Source organism: Paracoccus sp. R12_2, from assembly GCF_017744015.1.
Classification (GTDB): domain Bacteria; phylum Pseudomonadota; class Alphaproteobacteria; order Rhodobacterales; family Rhodobacteraceae; genus Paracoccus.
On the sequence record NZ_JAGHRA010000005.1, the window covers coordinates 93,508 to 111,133 of the forward strand.

16 protein-coding genes are annotated in these 17,626 nt (G+C 62.6%); 11 read left to right on the forward strand and 5 right to left on the reverse strand.

What is annotated here, in order from left to right:
- Positions 1–89: 89 nt before the first annotated feature.
- Positions 90–1,220, forward strand: a complete 1,131-nt coding sequence (gene ampH, locus J7359_RS08160) for a D-alanyl-D-alanine-carboxypeptidase/endopeptidase AmpH (protein ID WP_209056144.1) — start codon at positions 90–92, stop codon at positions 1,218–1,220.
- 8 nt (positions 1,221–1,228) lie between these two features.
- Here the strand turns inward: ampH and J7359_RS08165 are convergent, their stop codons facing one another.
- From J7359_RS08165 to J7359_RS08175, 3 genes are all read right to left on the reverse strand, one after another.
- Positions 1,229–1,927: an NUDIX domain-containing protein gene (locus tag J7359_RS08165; protein ID WP_209056145.1), complete on the reverse strand. Its 699-nt coding sequence runs from the start codon at positions 1,925–1,927 to the stop codon at positions 1,229–1,231.
- Positions 1,924–2,340, reverse strand: coding sequence for a DUF983 domain-containing protein (locus J7359_RS08170; protein WP_209056146.1), 417 nt, complete (start codon positions 2,338–2,340; stop codon positions 1,924–1,926). Before J7359_RS08170 ends, J7359_RS08165 begins: the two co-directional genes overlap by 4 nt.
- 106 nt (positions 2,341–2,446) lie before the next feature.
- Positions 2,447–3,841, reverse strand: a complete 1,395-nt coding sequence (locus tag J7359_RS08175; RefSeq protein WP_209056147.1) for a diguanylate cyclase — start codon at positions 3,839–3,841, stop codon at positions 2,447–2,449.
- Between the two features lie 123 nt (positions 3,842–3,964).
- On the opposite strand from J7359_RS08175, the gene J7359_RS08180 reads away from it, so the two are divergent.
- The 5 genes from J7359_RS08180 (at position 3,965) to J7359_RS08200 (ending at position 8,107) form a co-directional block, all read left to right on the forward strand.
- Positions 3,965–4,255: a DUF3572 family protein gene (locus tag J7359_RS08180; protein WP_209056148.1), complete on the forward strand. Its 291-nt coding sequence runs from the start codon at positions 3,965–3,967 to the stop codon at positions 4,253–4,255.
- An 84-nt stretch (positions 4,256–4,339) separates the two neighbouring features.
- Positions 4,340–4,936: a heme NO-binding domain-containing protein gene (locus J7359_RS08185; RefSeq protein WP_209056149.1), complete on the forward strand. Its 597-nt coding sequence runs from the start codon at positions 4,340–4,342 to the stop codon at positions 4,934–4,936.
- Positions 4,933–5,949 carry a GGDEF domain-containing protein gene (locus J7359_RS08190; RefSeq protein ID WP_209056150.1) on the forward strand — a complete coding sequence of 339 codons (1,017 nt, stop codon included), beginning with the start codon at positions 4,933–4,935 and terminating at the stop codon, positions 5,947–5,949. The genes J7359_RS08185 and J7359_RS08190 overlap by 4 nt, the downstream gene beginning before the upstream one ends.
- A gap of 134 nt (positions 5,950–6,083) precedes the next feature.
- Entirely contained in the window at positions 6,084–6,704 is a 621-nt protein-coding gene (locus J7359_RS08195; RefSeq protein WP_209056151.1) for a nicotinate-nucleotide adenylyltransferase, read from the forward strand.
- On the forward strand, positions 6,704–8,107 hold the full coding sequence (locus tag J7359_RS08200) for a D-alanyl-D-alanine carboxypeptidase (RefSeq protein ID WP_209056152.1): 1,404 nt from the start codon (positions 6,704–6,706) through the stop codon (positions 8,105–8,107). Before J7359_RS08195 ends, J7359_RS08200 begins: the two co-directional genes overlap by 1 nt.
- A gap of 6 nt (positions 8,108–8,113) precedes the next feature.
- Here J7359_RS08200 and J7359_RS08205 read toward each other — a convergent pair whose 3' ends face one another.
- Positions 8,114–8,536, reverse strand: coding sequence for a tellurite resistance TerB family protein (locus tag J7359_RS08205; RefSeq protein ID WP_209056153.1), 423 nt, complete (start codon positions 8,534–8,536; stop codon positions 8,114–8,116).
- Positions 8,537–8,624: 88 nt separating this feature from the next.
- On the opposite strand from J7359_RS08205, the gene J7359_RS08210 reads away from it, so the two are divergent.
- Both J7359_RS08210 and J7359_RS08215 read left to right on the forward strand, forming a co-directional pair.
- The gene (locus tag J7359_RS08210) at positions 8,625–10,214 is read left to right on the forward strand and encodes a lysine--tRNA ligase (RefSeq protein ID WP_209056154.1); all 1,590 of its coding nucleotides are present in this window, start codon (positions 8,625–8,627) and stop codon (positions 10,212–10,214) included.
- Positions 10,215–10,350: 136 nt separating this feature from the next.
- Entirely contained in the window at positions 10,351–12,645 is a 2,295-nt protein-coding gene (locus tag J7359_RS08215; RefSeq protein WP_209056155.1) for a right-handed parallel beta-helix repeat-containing protein, read from the forward strand.
- Positions 12,646–12,691: 46 nt separating this feature from the next.
- On the opposite strand, the gene J7359_RS08220 is transcribed toward J7359_RS08215, so the two are convergent.
- Positions 12,692–13,186 carry a pyridoxamine 5-phosphate oxidase gene (locus J7359_RS08220; RefSeq protein ID WP_209056156.1) on the reverse strand — a complete coding sequence of 165 codons (495 nt, stop codon included), beginning with the start codon at positions 13,184–13,186 and terminating at the stop codon, positions 12,692–12,694.
- A 264-nt stretch (positions 13,187–13,450) separates the two neighbouring features.
- On the opposite strand from J7359_RS08220, the gene acs reads away from it, so the two are divergent.
- The 3 genes from acs (at position 13,451) to J7359_RS08235 (ending at position 17,621) form a co-directional block, all read left to right on the forward strand.
- Positions 13,451–15,406, forward strand: a complete 1,956-nt coding sequence (acs, locus tag J7359_RS08225; protein ID WP_209056157.1) for an acetate--CoA ligase — start codon at positions 13,451–13,453, stop codon at positions 15,404–15,406.
- 133 nt (positions 15,407–15,539) lie between these two features.
- Positions 15,540–15,797: a DUF4212 domain-containing protein gene (locus J7359_RS08230; protein ID WP_209056158.1), complete on the forward strand. Its 258-nt coding sequence runs from the start codon at positions 15,540–15,542 to the stop codon at positions 15,795–15,797.
- Between the two features lie 12 nt (positions 15,798–15,809).
- Positions 15,810–17,621: a sodium:solute symporter family protein gene (locus J7359_RS08235; RefSeq protein WP_209056159.1), complete on the forward strand. Its 1,812-nt coding sequence runs from the start codon at positions 15,810–15,812 to the stop codon at positions 17,619–17,621.
- Positions 17,622–17,626 lie beyond the last annotated feature (5 nt).

Consider the following 17,626-nt stretch of genomic DNA (forward strand, 5'->3'; position numbering starts at 1 on the left):
CACCGCAGCCGAACGGGTCTTCCTTATCTCGGGTTCGTGGCTGGGTCGTGATGGACGGGCCATTTTTTGAGTGAGGCGGGGAGGATGGAATGAACGTAAATCCTAGGATCCGGTGGACGGTTCTGGCTGCGTCGCTGATCTGGTCCGCGCCAGCGGCGGCGGATCAGCCGATGCTGAACGAGGCAGTGGATTTCGGCGGACAGGTCCTGTGGCTGGAACTGGGCACGCCAGCCCTGATCCTTGCCGTGACGCAGGACGGCGACCGTCGCATCGCGGGCTTCGGCGAGGCCGCGCCGGGGCAGGCCGCGCCCGATGGTGGAACGCTGATGCGGGTGGGGTCTATCACCAAGGTGTTCACGGGCGCGATGTTGGCACAGATGACCGCCGAAGGAGAGGTCAGCCTGACCGATCGCTTGGCCGATCATCTGGACTGGCCCGATATCGATGCGACCGACGGACCCGCGATCCGCCTGATCGATCTTGCGACGCATGGTGCCGGGCTGCCGCGCGAGGCCGACCGCGAGCCCGGTCCGGAAGACGACCCCTTCGCCACGCTGACCGAGACGGCCTACCGCAAGGCGATTTCAGACCAGCCGCGACTTTTTGCGCCGGGCAGTGGCATCAGCTACTCGAACATGGGATTCGATCTGCTGGCCATGACCTTGGGGCAGGTGGGCGGGCAAGCCTATCGCGATCTTCTTCGAACACGGCTTCTGGACCCGATCGGCCTGAAGAACACCGTCTTTGCCCCGCGCGAACACGACCGGCTGATGCAAGGCCACGGATTCCAGGGCGAGGCGTTGCCCGATATTCCCACGACCTCCGTCATGTCCGGGGCCAGCGGGCTGTATTCGACCGCCGACGACATGCTGACATGGCTGGAATGGCATCTGGCGGAGGATGCCGCCACGCTGACAGAGGCGCGGCTTCTGGATCACGCCGCCTGGGTGCCGCGTGATGGTCGAAGCCCGGTCTTCGCGATGGACGAATCCGGCCATATGGACGCGATGGGGCTGGGCTGGGTGATCATGCGGCCGGATGCCGGACGACCGCTGATCCTGCAAAAGGCCGGTGGGCTGCAGGGGATGTTTGTCTATCACGCTTTCGCCCCGGCCCACGATATCGGGGTGTTCGTCGCGATAAATCAGTTCGATTTCGACGCATCTCTGGCCATTGCGGCATTCGCGAACGACCTGATCGCGCAGCTTGCGGGGCGTTGATCGCTTCGTCAGGCGATCTGGGAAAATCGCGGTGCAGCACCGCGATTATCGAAGAACGGCACGGTGTCGGCCTGCGGCAATGGCGCGTGATAAGGCACCGCCCCGGCCAGTTCGGCGATTTCCGCCAGAACCACCTCGGTGATGAACGGCAGGTCCAGCGCGCGGGCGTCGGACAGCGGAACCCAGTGCAGATGCGAAAGCTCGTCACACGCGCGGCTGAAATCATCCGGATCGCCGCAGATCGTCGCGGCATCGGCAAGAAAGAAGCGCGCGTCGAACCGGCGGGGGCGACCCGGCGGCGTGATCGCGCGAAAGACATACTGCAGGCCCGAGGCGTCTGGGCTTATCCCGGTATCGGCATATCCCGGCCAGCCGCAACGTGGTCCCGCGTCGCAGCCGATCAGCAGTCCTGTCTCTTCCGCCAGTTCGCGCAGCGCGGCGGCGGCGATCGCGTGGGGGTCCGCACAGGCGTCGCCGCGCGGGTCGCACAGCAGACGGCTGCGATGCGGCTCGGTCAGACCGTGCGCCATCGGCGCGGTGGCGTCGGTTGCGTCGACGGCGCCGCCCGGAAACACATATTTCGATGGCATGAATACCGCAGACGCGCCGCGCATTCCCATCAGAACCGCGCCGCCGCCCGCGTCGCGCCGCAGCAGGATCATCGTCGCGGCATCCCGGATCGGCATGTCCGGCGTCTGCATCGTCATGATGAGGCGGGCTCGGCCGCGTCACCGAAACCATGCATGCGCCGCGCCCATTGCAGCCCGATCATCGCACCCTTGATGCGCGGCAGCAGCAGCAGCGACAGGACAATGGCACCCAGCCCGAAGGTCATGATCATCGTCATTGCCGAAGGGCGCCACGCGATGAAGCTGGCCAGCAGGATCGGGGCGCCAAGATGCGACACCAGCAGGATCGTCAGATAGGCCGGTCCGTCATCGGCACGCTGGTGGTGCATCGCCTCGCCACAGGAAGGGCAATGGTCTGCCACTTTCAGATAACCCTGAAACAGTTTTCCCTCGCCGCAGGCGGGACATCGGCCACGCGTCCCGCGCAGCATTGCCTGCCCGGTCGGACGCTCGGCGTCCGCCGTGTTCGTGGAAAGCTGCGATTGCGTCATGCGCTGCTCCGTCTGGACCGGGATCCCGTTCGGTGCCCGTTTCCGTCAATCTAGTGCCGGAACAGGCTTTCCGCCAGTCCTGACGGCACACAGGTATCGGCGGCACTCAGACCGCGTGTTCGGCCTGCGCCAGCATGACCCGGTTCCGCCCCAGCGCCTTGGCCGACATCAACGCACGATCCGCGCGTTCCAGCGACATCTCGGCAAGACGTTCGGGCTGAAAGGTCGCAGAGACGCAGCGACCGATCGCGACGCCTGCGGAAAGTGTTATTCCGACATGCCCGCCACCCGACAGATCCGACAGCGCGACGGGGCGTGCTTCGACTACCCGACGCACCTCTTCGGCGCGGGTCCAGGCTTCGCGCTCGCCCATTCCGGGCAGGACCGCCAGAAATTCTTCGCCGCCGAGGCGCGCGGTGATCCCACTGCTGCCGATCACGGCCTCAAGGCGGGCCGCCACATCGCGCAGAACGGCATCGCCTGCCGCATGACCGTGACTGTCGTTGATCCGCTTGAAGCGATCCAGATCCAGCGCCATGACGGCGAAGCTGTCCTTTTCCCGCAAGGCGTCGCGGGCGATCTCGGTCAGACGTGGCAGGGCGTAGCGGCGGTTGTACAGCCCGGTGAGGGGGTCGGTCATGGCCCACAATCTGTTGCGCAACGCGTCTGCCCGGCGCTGATCGCTCTGCTTCTTGCGGGCCAGCTGCATCTGCAAGGCCAACGCGGCAACCTCTACGCCCGGCTCGCCGCCCAGGTCGATGGGCAAAACCTCGCCCGCACCCAGATCCAGCGCGATCGCGGCCAGCTCGGCCCGATGGGGTCCGGTCGCGATCACGAAGGCGGCATCGCGCGAGCCTGACCGGGACCGCAGTTCGGACAGCAGCCGCAACCCGTCGCCCCGCGTCTCGATATCCGCGGCGATCAGATACAGATCGGCGGCGCGACCCGCAGCGGCGGCGGCCAGCGCTTCTTCGGTGTTGCAGATGCTGAAGCGGCTGTTCAAGCGACGTTGCAGCAGGTGCCGCCACAGCAGTGCCCGTGCTGCGCAATCGGCGACCAGCGTGACGCCGGATGTAACCGGCTGACCCGTGAATTCTGCCTGTGCTTCGGCCATTGACCGCTGCGGTTCGTGGCCGGCGCTTGTATCTCGCAGCAGCCCCCTGATCCGGGCCAGCAGCACCTGTTCCTCGACCGTTGGGTCAAGCACCGCTGCGGCACCCGCCCTCAGTGCGGGCAGCATCGCGGTCTTGCCGGCAAGCATCAGAACAGGGATCCGGGCAAGGTCGCGGTCGCGGGCCAGTTCCTCGCAGATCTGGACGGGGTACCGGTCGACGAAGCCGCCTCCCAGGATGATCATGTCCGGACGCGCGGCGCGCGCCTGCTGCAGAAGCTGGGTGTACGTCCCCGCTGTCACCACATCATGGCAAGCGGCAGCCAGGCGCACCTTCAGGGTGATGCGGTTGGTGGCCATCCCATCTGCGACAAGGATGCGTGCGGTCATCGGACGTGTCGCCCTCTTTACAAGCGTTGCTTCCAGGCTGAACCCTTTCAGCAAATACTTAACAAACGGTTTCCGGCCGGATCTCATGAGCCGATTTCCGCTTAGACCACGAAGAGGTGAACGATGAGCTTCAACCATTCAGCCGCGCGACATCTGGCGACCGACGCGCTGCTGTACATCCTCGAACAACCTGATCTGGCGTCGGGCTTCATGAATGCGACGGGGCTGAGGCCTGACGACCTGCGTGCTCTTGCCGACACGCCAGAGCTTGGGCTGCATGTCCTGGATTTTCTTCTTGAAGATGATTCGCGCGTGGTCGAAGCCGCGTCGTCGATGTCGATGCGACCACAGGACTTGCTTGCGGCACGAACGGCGATCGCGGGACCGGGCAGCTATGGCTGGGAAGCGGACTGACCGGTGGCAGGCGGCGTTTCCTGCCTCTGTTAGAAACTTGTTCATCTTTCTGCGCTACCTGCGGGAGGCGAGCAGAGGTGACGAATGCAAAGGCTGGTAGTTCGGGCGATCGAAGAATTCCTGCGTGACACCCATGGAGATGCGCTGTGGACGTGGGTCGTCGCGGACTGCGACGCGCGGGCACGGGACGGCGTGACAGGTTCGGAACCTGTGCCGCGCGATCGAGAGCGACAGATCCATCAACTGTTGTCGGTGACCGCAGAACGGCTTCGAAGGCCGGTCGGCGAGTTGCTCGAGGACATGGGCGCCTGGCTGGCGAGTCGAGAGGCAATCCGGCGTCTGTTGCGCTTTTCGGGGCGTGATTTCAGGGACTTCCTCATGCGGTTGGAAGAACTGCCCGGACGGGCACATTTCGTCATTCCGGATCTGGCCATGCCGCAGATCAAGATCACGTTGCAGTCCAATCAATCGCTGCGACTGTCTTTTCCGCGTTCCGCGCCCGGCTGGTCCGAGATTCTGGCAGGGGTTTTGCGCGTCATGGCAGACGACTATGGCACGCTGGCGCTGATCGAGGTCAATGGTGATGAAGTCCATGTCCAGATCTCGGACGATGCGTTTGCCGAGGGGCGAGAGTTTCGTCTGGTTGGTGATCGTGCTGCCGACATGGCGACGCCCCGATGACGCATCGGGAACAGATCCTTGGACTGGAGATGGGGGCCTTGAAGGCGCTGTTGCCCATGCATCTTTGGATGACGGCTGATGGCACGATCTTGTCGACCGGGCCGACCCTGGCCAAGATCATCGGCGGCGGGGAACATCTTGGTGATCTGTTCCAGAACGGGCGTGCCGGTGATACCGGCACGCTGCTGGATCGGATCGACGCCGCCGCAGAAAACGGCGATCGTCTGTTTCTGCGGATGCGACAAGCGCCGCACCTGAATCTCAGGGGCAATGCGGTTCGCGCGCAATCTGGAACGGTGTTGCTGAATCTTGGCTTCGGGATCGAAATCTACGACGCGGTGCGCATTGCGGGGCTGACGGATGCGGATTTCGCGCCGCCCGAACTGGCCATGGAACTGCTGTTCATGCGCGAGGCGATCGGGGGCGTTCTGGGCGAGTTATCGCGTTTCAACAGCCAGTTGGAGGCGGCGCGCGAGGCCGCCGAGGTTCAGGCCCATACCGATCCGCTGACCGGATTGCGCAACCGAAGGGGGCTGGAACTGGCACTCGGCAACGCGCTGCGGCTGGCGCGGGACGGTGACGCCACGGGGAAGGGCACGGGTTTTGCGCTGGCGCATCTGGATCTGGATCATTTCAAACAGGTGAATGATCTTCTGGGGCATGCGGCAGGCGATCTGGTCTTGCGGCACGTTGCCCGGGTCCTGCAAGAGGTGACTCGCAGCGACGATACGGCAGCCAGAATCGGTGGCGATGAATTCGTCCTGATCCTGAAAGGGCTTGAGGATCCGGACATGTTGAAGCGTCTGGCCGCACGGATCATCGCGGGAATCGAGGCCGCGCTTGACCAGCAAGAGGATTGCGGCGTTTCGGCCAGCATGGGGATCGTGCTGTCACGGTTCTACAAGAACCTGTCCGCCGAACGGATGCTGGCCGATTCCGATGCTGCCCTGTATCGGTCGAAACGCGACGGCAGGGCGCGCGTCACAATTATCGACGCGCCCGGTGCCGATTGACTGGCGTGTCTTATGCAAGCACGCTCGGTTACGGTCCAAGGATCGCCATAGACGATCGGGCAAGTTGCGGAACATATCCTGCTTACCTTGGCGGGCCAGTTGGCTTGGCCGATGCGATGATCTAATCCTTGGAAATGGCGACAGGATTTCCAATGGCGCACGCGGGTATGCGGATCGGAGTTCTGGGCGGATCGTTCGATCCTGCCCATTGCGGGCATGTCGATATATCCCGCTTTGCAAAACACCGCTTCGGGCTTGACCGGATCTGGTGGATGCTCTCTCCGGGAAATCCGCTCAAGTCGCGCGGTCCGGCGCCGTTGCAGGACCGGATCGGCGCGGCAAGGCGATTGCTGCACGATCCCGATATCGTGGTAACGGATGTCGAGGCGCGACTCGGCACCCGAATGACCGCTGACACGATCAGCGAATTGCAGCGCCGCTATCCCGGGGTCCGGTTCGTCTGGCTGATGGGATCCGACAATCTGGTCCAGTTCGACCGGTGGGACCGCTGGCGGCAGATTGCGGCTTCGGTGCCGATCGGCGTCCTGTCACGGCCCGGATCGCGTGTGGCCGCCCGTCACGCGCCAGCCGCGCAGATCATGCGCCGCTGGCGATTGCCGCAATTCCGTGCCGGTGAACTTGCGATGTGCGACCCGCCGGCCTGGGTTCTGGTCAACCTGCCGATGTCGCCGCAGTCGTCGACCGCCATTCGAGCGGCCCGAAACGAGTTGAAGCCAGACGGAGGGGCGGAATAATGACCCAATTGAGCCGCCGTGCTGTTCTGGGCGCCGCGTTAAGTCTGCCTGCCGCCCGCCTGTGGGGGCAGGATGTCGGTCTGGCGCAACGGCCGCCCGTCAGACCGATCCCCGATGCGGCAGAGCTGGTCGCAGCGTCGCGCCTGCGCGGAACGGTCGGATACGCGCTGCTTGACGACCGCGGCACGCTTCTGGACGGCGCTTTGGCGTCAGAGCCCTTGCCGCCGGCCAGCACCATGAAAGTGCTGACGGCGTTATATGCCCTTGCCCGGCTGGGTCCCGATCATCGGTTCCGGACCCGCGTCGTTCGCGCGGGTGACATGCTGGTTCTGGTCGGGGGCGGTGATCCGATCCTGTCCAGCGATGATCTGGAAACGCTGGCCGCCGATCTGGTCGCGTCGGGTCAGACCAGCCCCGCACGCTTCGCGGTGTGGGGCGGTGCGCTGCCGCGACTGACCGAAATCGTCCCGGATCAGCCCGATCATCTGGCCTATAATCCTGCCGTTTCGGGAATGATCCTGAATTTCAACCGTGTGCATCTGGGCTGGCGTCATGTCGGCGGCGGTTTGCAGATGCGGCTCGAGGCACGCGCCGCCGCGAATTCGCCACGCGCCTATACCGTCACCGCCCAGCCCGTCGATCAGCGCAACCTGTTCACATATCGCGCGGATGATCGTGTCGAACACTGGTCCGTGGCGCGGTCCGCCTTGGCTCGGCCCGGAAGCCGCTGGCTGCCGGTTCGCAGGCCCGAACTATATGCCGGCGACGTGTTCCAGACGCTGTGCCGCGCCAAGGGGTTGGTGTTGCCATCGCCCGAAGTGATCGATGTCCTTCCTGCTGGCGATGAGATCGTGGCGCATGGCAGCCAGAGACTGGACCGAATTCTGCGTGACATGCTGTATTACTCGACCAACCTGACCGCCGAGGTGGTGGGCCTGCACGCAAGCGGGGCCAGCGATCCGGCGGCGTCGGCACGACGGATGCAGGGTTGGTTGCGCGATCAGGGATTGGGTGACGGCTTCGATCTGGCCGATCATTCGGGGTTGTCCGATACCAGCCGTGTGACGGCCGAGGGGCTTGCACGCGCAATCCTGTTGGCTGAAGGTGCGGCGGAACTGGGATCCCTGCTGAAACGGGATCCACTTTCCGAGGATCTGGGTACGCCTGCCTCGCAAAGCTACGAGGTTGCCGCCAAGACCGGCACCTTGAACTTCGTCTCGAATCTGGCAGGTCGCATTGGCACGGATGGGCGACAGGGTGTCTTCGCGATCCTGTGTACGGATCAGCCGCGTCACATCGCGACCTCGGGCACCGACTTGCCTGCCGGAGTGCGCGGCTGGACGCGGCAGGCGAAAACCCTGCAACGCCAGCTTCTGGCGTCATGGGCGCAGCGATATCTGTAGAAGGCGTCAGAGAACGCGGTGACGCACCTGCGCCGACAGCTCGATGGCGGCGGCATGCAGGCGGGCGATCGACATCTGGTCGCGGATCTCGGCCAGCATCTCGATCTCGTTCTCGTAAAGCCTGCCATCCGCCGCGGCCACGTCGCAAGCCAATGCATAGGCGGTTTCATACAACTTCTCTGGCAGCGCATCCCGGACCAGCCCGAACAACGCATCCAGCCCGTCTTCGTCCTCGAACAATGAGATCACGGTCTGGCTGACCGCACGAATGCGGCTTTCATCATAGTCCGCAAAGACCGGCGCGTGATCGACATTGCGCTGAATCGCCACGAGTTCCGAGGTTCGCATCGTTTCGTCCGAGGCCGAAACGGCAACCATCACCGCGACAAGCGCATCGCAGGGCGAGAAAGAGGGCAGTTCGGCGGTCATGCTGACGTCTCCTGATGATGGGTTCAAATTATTGACGATTCCGCCTGCTTTCAATATGGCGTCGAAGGCTTGGAACAGGAGCTGAATCATGACAACCCTGCGCGACGCTGCGATGACATCGAAGGCTTGGCCGTTCGAGGAGGCGCGCCGGGTGCTGAAACGCTATGAGAAGAAAGATCCCGAAAAGGGGTTCGTTCTGTTCGAGACGGGTTACGGCCCGTCCGGCCTGCCTCATATCGGGACATTCGGTGAGGTCGCGCGCACGACCATGATCCGCCGCGCATTCGAGATGATCAGCGATATTCCGACCCGGCTGATCTGCTTTTCGGATGACATGGACGGCATGCGCAAGGTGCCCGACAATGTTCCGCAACAGGAAATGCTGCACCAGCATCTGCAAAAGCCGCTGACCAGCGTGCCCGATCCGTTCGGCCGGTATGACAGCTTCGGCGGGCACAACAATGCGATGCTGCGCCGCTTTCTGGATACGTTCGGGTTCGAATACGAATTCATCAGCGCGACCGAGTTCTACAAGTCCGGGCGCTTTGACGAGACGTTGCTGCGCGCGGCCGAGAAATATGACCAGATCATGCAGGTCATGCTGGCCAGCCTGCGCGAGGAGCGACAGCAGACCTATAGCTGCTTCCTGCCGATCAGTCCCACAACCGGACGGGTGCTGTATGTCCCGATCAAGCATGTCGACGCGGCAGCCGGCACGATCACCTTCGACGAGGACGGGCAGGAATTGACGCTGCCGGTCACGGGCGGACAGGTGAAGCTGCAGTGGAAGCCCGATTTCGGCGCGCGGTGGGCGGCGCTGGATGTCGACTTCGAGATGTACGGCAAGGATCACAGCACGAACACGCCGATCTATGACCGCATCTGCGAGATTCTTGGGGGCCGGAAGCCCGAACATTTCACCTATGAGCTGTTCCTTGACCAGCACGGGCAGAAGATCAGCAAGTCCAAGGGCAACGGCCTGTCGATCGACGAATGGCTGACCTATGCGGCAACAGAAAGCCTGTCCTATTTCATGTTTCAGAAGCCGAAAACGGCCAAGCGCATGTATTTCGACGTGATCCCGAAGGCGGTGGACGAATATCACCAGCAACTGCGCGCCTTTCCGGATCAGACGCCTGAACAGCAGCTTGCCAATCCGGTCTTTCACATCAATGGCGGTCAGGTGCCTGTGTCGGACATGGTCGTGCCATTCCAGATGCTGCTGAACCTCGCCTCGGTCGCGGGGGCCAGCGGCAAGGACGGGCTGTGGGGCTTTATCCGGCGTTACGCGCCCGAGGCCAGTCCCGAAACCCATCCGGGCCTGGATCAGGCGGCGGGATTTGCGCTGCGCTATTTCAAGGATTTTGTCGCACCGTCCCGGACATTCCGTGCGCCCAACGAAATCGAACGTCGCGCGATGGAGGATCTGGCCGGGCGATTGGCTGCGTGGGACCAGCCCGCCGATCCCGAGGCATTGCAGTCGATGGTCTTTGCTGTCGGCAAGGACCACGGGTTCGAGCCGCTGCGCGACTGGTTCGCGGCCCTGTATCAGGTGTTGCTGGGCGCCGATCAGGGGCCGCGGTTCGGCGGGTTCGTGGCGCTTTACGGCATCGACGAAACGCGCGGTCTGATTGAACGCGCGCTGGCCGGCGAGTTGGCGGACGGGACCGCGACCTAAATCCGGGTGTTGCCGGAACACGCGTTGCACCGTTCGCCGCGTTCACCGTCGGTTAAGCTTTCGCAAACTATTTCTTCAGGTATCACGCGGGGTCATGTCACGGACCCGTTTGCGCACCGCCTTGAGGAGATAGGACATGAACATTGCGATCACCAACGGGCTGCTGCTGATGCCGCCGGCGTTTCGCGCCGGTCTGAATGCATGGTCACGCAGCGATGGTACCTCGGGCAGTGCGACCTGGGCCAGTGCCGACAATGCCGGCATCAATCCTTCGGATCAGGATTTCGGCACCTGTCTTGAAATCCTCAAGCAGCAGACGACGACCAGCATCCGGTTCATGGGCGAGACGCCGATGATCCCGGGCGTCTATCTGCGCATCTCGGCGCGGGTCAAGGCAGTGGCGGGCCCGCTGTGCAGCGTGCGCATCGCGGGGTGGGCAGGCGATGGCGGCAGAAATCATGTCTCGGGGTTGACCGAAACCGGTCCGACGTTGCCGTTGCAGACGCATAACGAGGTGGTCGAGGTCAGTGCGATCGTCGGCGTAGGCGCGCGCGGTGGGGTGAACATGCCATGGGGCACCCGGCCGGTCTTTGGCCATTTCGGTCTGGACCTGATCGGTGCCAATGGCGGCGCGATACGCGTCGAATCGATTCGGATCGAAGACGTCACCGCCGCTTTCGTCCCGTCGCTGATCGACTGGGTGGATGTGCGGGACTATGGCGGGGTCGGTGACGGGGTCACCAATGATCGAGACGCATTCATGGCTGCGGACAACGCCGCGAATGGCGGGTGGATCCTTGTGCCGGAAGGCAGTTTTCGGATCGTTGGCGACATCGGCATCCGCAGTCCGATCCGCTTCAAGGGCAGGCTAACCACGCCCGATTCCACGCGCGTGTCCTTTCTGGAAAGTTTCGACTTTCCGACCTATGCGGATGCGTTCGGAGACGAGACGCTGGGGTTCCGCAAGGCTTTGCAGGCGTTGTTCGGGTATACCGACCATGTTGCCCTGGATCTGTGCGGCCGCAGGGTCGATCTGACTGAACCGATGGTCATCTCGGACATCGCGCCGGACCTGGCGGATTTTTCCAATCGCCGGGTCATCTGCAATGGCAGTGTGATGTCGGTGAACGGTCCGGCATGGCAGACCGGCACCAGCAGCAGCCGCGCGACCTACAACCCGGCGAACCCGTTGCGGCTGACGGATGTCGTCAACGTCGCTGCGGTCGAGATCGGCAGCCGGGTGATCGGCAACGGCGTCGGTCGCGAGGTCTATGTCAACGGAAAGAATGTCAGCGAGGGTTGGCTGAGCCTGTCACAACCGCTGTATGGCGGTGCCAGCACGCGCAATTACAGCTTTGAACGATATCGCTACATGTTCGACTTTTCGGGCATGGAAAAGCTGGACCGGCTGAACTTTGTCGATCTGGACCTGAACTGTCAGGGTGTCGGCAGCGCGATCATGCTGCCACCCGACGGTGAGATGATCGCGGTGCGCGACTGCTATATCACCCGCCCCAAGGACCGCGCGATCACCTCGATCGGCAAGGGTTGTCAGGACTTGCTGGTGGATCGATGCCAGTTCCTGTCAGACGAGATGACCCTGCCGGCACAGCAGCGCCATACCATCGCCATCAACGTGAACGGCAACGACGTGAAGATGCGCAACAACCGGTTTGTCCGTTTTGCCCACTTCATGGTCGCGGCGGGTGGCGGGCACATCGTCAGCGGAAACCACTGGTTCCAAGGCGACAACAGCAATGACGGGCTGCGCTATGCGGGGCTGGTTCTGACCCAGACGAATATCCAGACGACGATCTCGGGCAACTATATCGACAACGCCTCGATCGAATGGACCAATGAACACAGCGCCTATCCCGATTTCACGGGCGGCGAATACAGCTTTGGCGGCCTGACCATCACCGGCAATACCTGCCTGTGCAGTCGCACGGTGCCCTGGTTCACCTGGCTGACGGTCAAGCCCTATGGAACCGGGCACTACATCCACGGCCTTACCGTTGCCGGTAACGTGTTCAAGGCGCTTTACAATTCGATCGACCGGATCGAGCGCGTGGATACCTCGATCGCCGATCTGGACTACAACAACATGCGCAACGTCCAGTTCGAGGCCAATACCTTCAACGGCATCTCGAATTATGTCTCCAACCCACTGATGGTGCAGCATACCCAGAACAGCCTGTCCAGCAGTTGGACCTTGCCGGTGATCCAGGGGTTGCCCTTCCAGGGCTGGGCCAAATCGATCCAGTCGGTGGTCCTTGAAGGGCCGATCACCAACGCATCAGGAAACAGACTTGATGCGATGCCTTGGGTGCAGGGCTTTGTCGGATCCAGCAAACGCCAGATCCGCGTGAACTGGAGCACCCCGGTGAAGGGGAATATCTGCGTCTATGCGCGCATGGATCGTCCTGTCTGAGGCGGATCCAGTTTCGGATGCCAAGGCGCCCCCATGAGCCGGAAGGTCATGGGGGCGTTTTCGCATTTTCGCCGCGAAGGTCCTGATCCGTCAGCCGGAAGGCCGCACCGAAACCTGCGTTCAACAGCCCGCGCTGTGGCGTCAGCGACCAGAACCGGAAATCCGGCAGATCAATGAACAGCCGCGAGCGTGGATGCCGTTGCAACCAGCGATCACGGATATCGGCGTTCGCGGGCAGCAGCCGGGCCGTCACCTGCAGCGACAGGCGCGGCCAGGTCATCGGATCGCCCTTCTCCTCGGTCTGCTCAACCAGCAGCCCTGCCCGGGGATCGCGGGCCAGCGCCTCACTGTGTGTTGCGATTCCCGCCAGAAGGGCCGTCATCGTTCCGTCGCCGGCGGTCTGACAGAGGATGCGGGCCTGATGAGGATGGCCCGATCGCGGATCAAGGACGGCCAGCGTCGCATGCCGCATCCGGTCCAGCATCGACATCAGCACCGAGCGGGCGCGGTCGTCGGGGGGCTGGAATCGAGGTTCGCTCATGCCATGATCTAGCTGGCGCGTTGCTCGCTTTGCAACAGATCAGGCGAGGTGTCGCCTGGCACAGCCCGTTCGCGCAGTTGTGAAGATTTACAAATTAGCTAATGTATCGGTCAATAAATTTACAAAAAAATCGTTATTTAAAAATTACTTAACATCAAGCTCTGTTTGTGATTAACATTCCCGCAGGATTGCCGTGCATCCTGTGCGTGACGCTTGCGCGCGCTTTGGTCGATGGCCGGGACATTGCTGCGAGGAGGGGATTACATGAGCTCTGAAAACGTTGGAAAACATGCCATTCCGGCAGGTTTCGAAAATGCCCATGCGGGGCCTGCGGATTATCAACGGCTGTATGCCGAATCGATCAACGATCCTGACGGTTTCTGGGGGCGCGAGGGCAAGCGGCTGGACTGGATCCAGCCCTATACCAAGGTCAAGAACACCGATTTCACCTTCGGTCAGGTCAGCATCAAGTGGTTCGAAGACGGCGTTCTGAATGCCAGCGTCAACTGCGTTGACCGGCACCTGGAACGGCGTGGCGAGCAGACGGCGATCATCTTCGAGCCCGACGATCCCAAGGCCGAGGCGCAATATATCACCTATAATCAGCTTTCCGAAAATGTGAACCGGATGGCGAATGTCCTGCTGAGCCAGGGCGTGATGCGCGGCGACCGCGTGGTGATCTATCTGCCGATGATCCCCGAGGCAGCCTATGCGATGCTGGCCTGCGCCCGGATCGGTGCGATCCACTCCATCGTCTTCGCCGGTTTTTCCCCCGATGCATTGGCCAACCGCATCAACGACAGCGGCGCCAAGGTCGTCATCACCGCCGACAGCGCGCCGCGCGGTGGGCGCAAGACCAATCTGAAGTCGAATGCAGATGCGGCGCTGCTGCATTGTTCGGACAGTGTGCGATGCCTGGTCGTCAAGCACACCGGCGACCAGACGACCTGGGTCGAGGGCCGCGACGTGGATGTGAAGGCGCAGATGCAAGAGGTCAGCCCGGATTGCCCGCCGCGCCCGATGAATGCCGAGGATCCGCTTTTCGTGCTGTATACCTCTGGCTCGACGGGCAAGCCGAAGGGCGTCGTACATTCGACCGGCGGCTATCTGGTCTTCGCCGCGATGACCCATCAATACACCTTCGACTATCACGAAGGCGACGTGTTCTGGTGCACCGCGGATGTGGGCTGGGTGACCGGCCACAGCTATATCGTCTATGGTCCGCTGGCGAACGGCGCGACCACGCTGATGTTCGAAGGCGTGCCGACCTGGCCTGACGCCGGTCGCTTCTGGGAAGTCTGCGCCAAGCACAAGGTCAACCAGTTCTACACTGCGCCGACCGCCATTCGCGCGCTGATGGGCAAGGGCACCGAATTCGTCGAGAAACACGACCTGTCCAGCCTGCGTCTGCTTGGCACCGTGGGCGAGCCGATCAACCCGGAAGCCTGGAACTGGTATAATGAGAATGTCGGCAAGGGGCGCTGCCCGATCGTTGATACATGGTGGCAGACCGAAACCGGCGGCCACCTGATCACGCCGCTTCCCGGTGCGATCGAGACCAAGGCCGGTTCGGCGACACTGCCGTTCTTCGGGATCAAGCCCGCCGTTCTTGATCCCAACAGTGCCGAAATGATTGAGGGCGATCCGGCCGAGGGCGTGCTGTGCATCGCCGACAGCTGGCCCGGCCAGATGCGCACCGTCTGGGGCGATCACCAACGCTTCATGGAAACATATTTCCAGCAGTATCCGGGTTATTACTTCACCGGCGACGGCTGTCGCCGCGACGAAGATGGCTATTACTGGATCACCGGCCGCGTGGACGACGTCATCAATGTCAGCGGCCACCGCATGGGCACCGCCGAGGTCGAAAGCGCGCTGGTCGCCCATGACAAGGTCGCCGAGGCCGCCGTGGTCGGATATCCGCATCCGGTCAAGGGGCAGGGGATCTATGCCTATGTCACGCTGATGAACGGCGTGGAACCCAGCGACGAACTGCGCGCGGAACTGGAGAAATGGGTCCGGACCGAGATCGGCCCGATTGCCAAGCCGGACCTGATCCAGTGGGCGCCGGGAATGCCCAAGACCCGGTCGGGCAAGATCATGCGCCGCATCCTGCGCAAGATCGCCGAGAACGACTATGGCGCGCTTGGCGACACCTCGACCCTGGCTGAGCCCGAGGTCGTGGACGAACTGATCGAGAACCGGATGAACCGGGGCTGATCCATCGACAGACGAACGGGGCCGCATGTCGGCCCCGGCAAGCCGCCCCGGCCTTTCCGCCGGGAACCGGGGCGGTGTGTCCAAAGCAATGGCGGAAAGAGGGTCAAGTCTGAACAGGGAGGGTCCGAAGGACATGAGTGACAGACAATCATCGAACGCCTATTGGCAGGCCAATCTGAAGATCATCTATATCTGCATCGCGATCTGGGCACTTGTGTCCTATGGCTTTGCGATCATCCTCAGGCCGCTGCTTTCGGGCATCAAGATCGGCGGGACCGATCTGGGCTTCTGGTTCGCGCAGCAAGGCTCGATCCTGGTCTTCATTGCACTGATTTTCTTCTACGCGTGGCGGATGAACAAGCTCGACCGCGACCACGGCGTGGACGAGTGAGGGGGACGTAACATGAGCCAGTTTACACTTAACCTGATCTTCATCGGCCTCAGCTTTGCCCTGTATATCGGCATCGCGATCTGGGCCCGCGCCGGAACGACGGCCGAATTCTATGCCGCGAACCGTGGTGTCAGCCCGGTGATGAACGGGATGGCGACCGCGGCTGACTGGATGTCGGCGGCATCCTTCATCTCGATGGCAGGTCTGATCGCCTTCACCGGCTACGACAACTCGACCTATCTGATGGGCTGGACCGGCGGATATGTTCTGCTGGCGATGCTGCTGGCGCCATATCTGCGCAAGTTCGGCAAGTTCACCGTGCCGGAATTCATCGGCGACCGTTTCTATTCGGGTACCGCGCGGATCATCGGCGTGATCTGCCTGCTGATCATCTCGATCACCTATGTGATCGGTCAGATGACCGGCGTGGGCGTCACCTTCTCGCGCTATCTCGAGGTGTCGAACTCGACCGGTCTGTGGATCGGCGCGGGGCTGGTGTTCTGCTATGCCGTTCTGGGTGGCATGAAGGGCATCACCTACACGCAGGTTGCCCAGTATGTGGTTCTGATCATCGCCTACACGATCCCGGCGGTCTTCATCGCGCTGCAACTGACCGGCCACGCTCTGCCGCAGACGGGGCTGTTCGGCACGCTGAACGGCACCGACGCCAAGTTCCTGACGACGTTGGATCAGGTGGTGACCGATCTGGGCTTCAAATCCTATACCGGCCATCACGGCAGCACCTTGAACATGGTTCTGTTCACGCTGGCGCTGATGATCGGCACCGCGGGCCTGCCGCATGTCATCATCCGCTTCTTCACCGTGCCGAAGGTGTCGGACGCACGGAAGTCGGCGGGATGGGCGCTGGTCTTCATCGCCCTGCTCTACACCGTTGCCCCGGCAGTCGGGTCGATGTCGCGTTTCAACCTGACCAGCACCATGTGGCCGGGCGCCGAAACCGGCCAGACCTTCAGCCAGCCTGCCGTATCGCTGGACTCGATCCAGAACGACGACGACAAGCAGTGGATGCGCAACTGGCAGGTCACCGGATTGCTGAACTGGGAAGACAAGAACGGCGACGGACTGATCCAATACTACAACGAAGCCGCCGCCGAGCAGGAGCCGCTGGCCGCAGCCGTGGCCGAGCAGAACCTGCAAGGCAACGAACTGACCACGGTGAACAACGACATCATGGTTCTGGCCAATCCGGAAATCGCCAACCTTCCGGGCTGGGTGATCGCCATCGTCGCTGCTGGCGGTCTGGCCGCCGCACTTTCGACCGCTGCGGGTCTGCTGCTGGCGATTTCGGGCGCGGTCAGCCACGACCTGGTCAAGGGCGCGCTGAACCCGAATATCAGCGAAAAGGGCGAACTGTTCGCGGCCCGTGTGTCGATGGCGGTTTCGATCCTGGTGGCTACCATCCTGGGGCTGAACCCGCCGGGCTTCGCGGCGCAGACAGTGGCATTGGCCTTCGGCCTTGCAGCCAGCTCGATCTTCCCGGTTCTGATGATGGGCATCTTCTCGAAGCGCATCAACAAGCAGGGCGCGATCGCGGGGATGCTGGCGGGGATCCTGTCCACGCTGGTCTATATCTTCCTGTACAAGGGCTGGTTCTTCATCGCGGGCACCAACTCGCTGAACGATGTTCCGGCGGAATGGGTGTTCGGCATTTCGCCCGCATCCTTCGGTGTGATCGGCGCGCTGATCAACTTCGGTGTCGCCTATGTGGTCTCGAACGCCACCGAGGAGCCGCCGCTGGAAGTGCAGGAACTGGTCGAATCGATCCGCGTCCCGCGCGGCGCCGGCCAGGCGCGCGCCCATTGATCTAA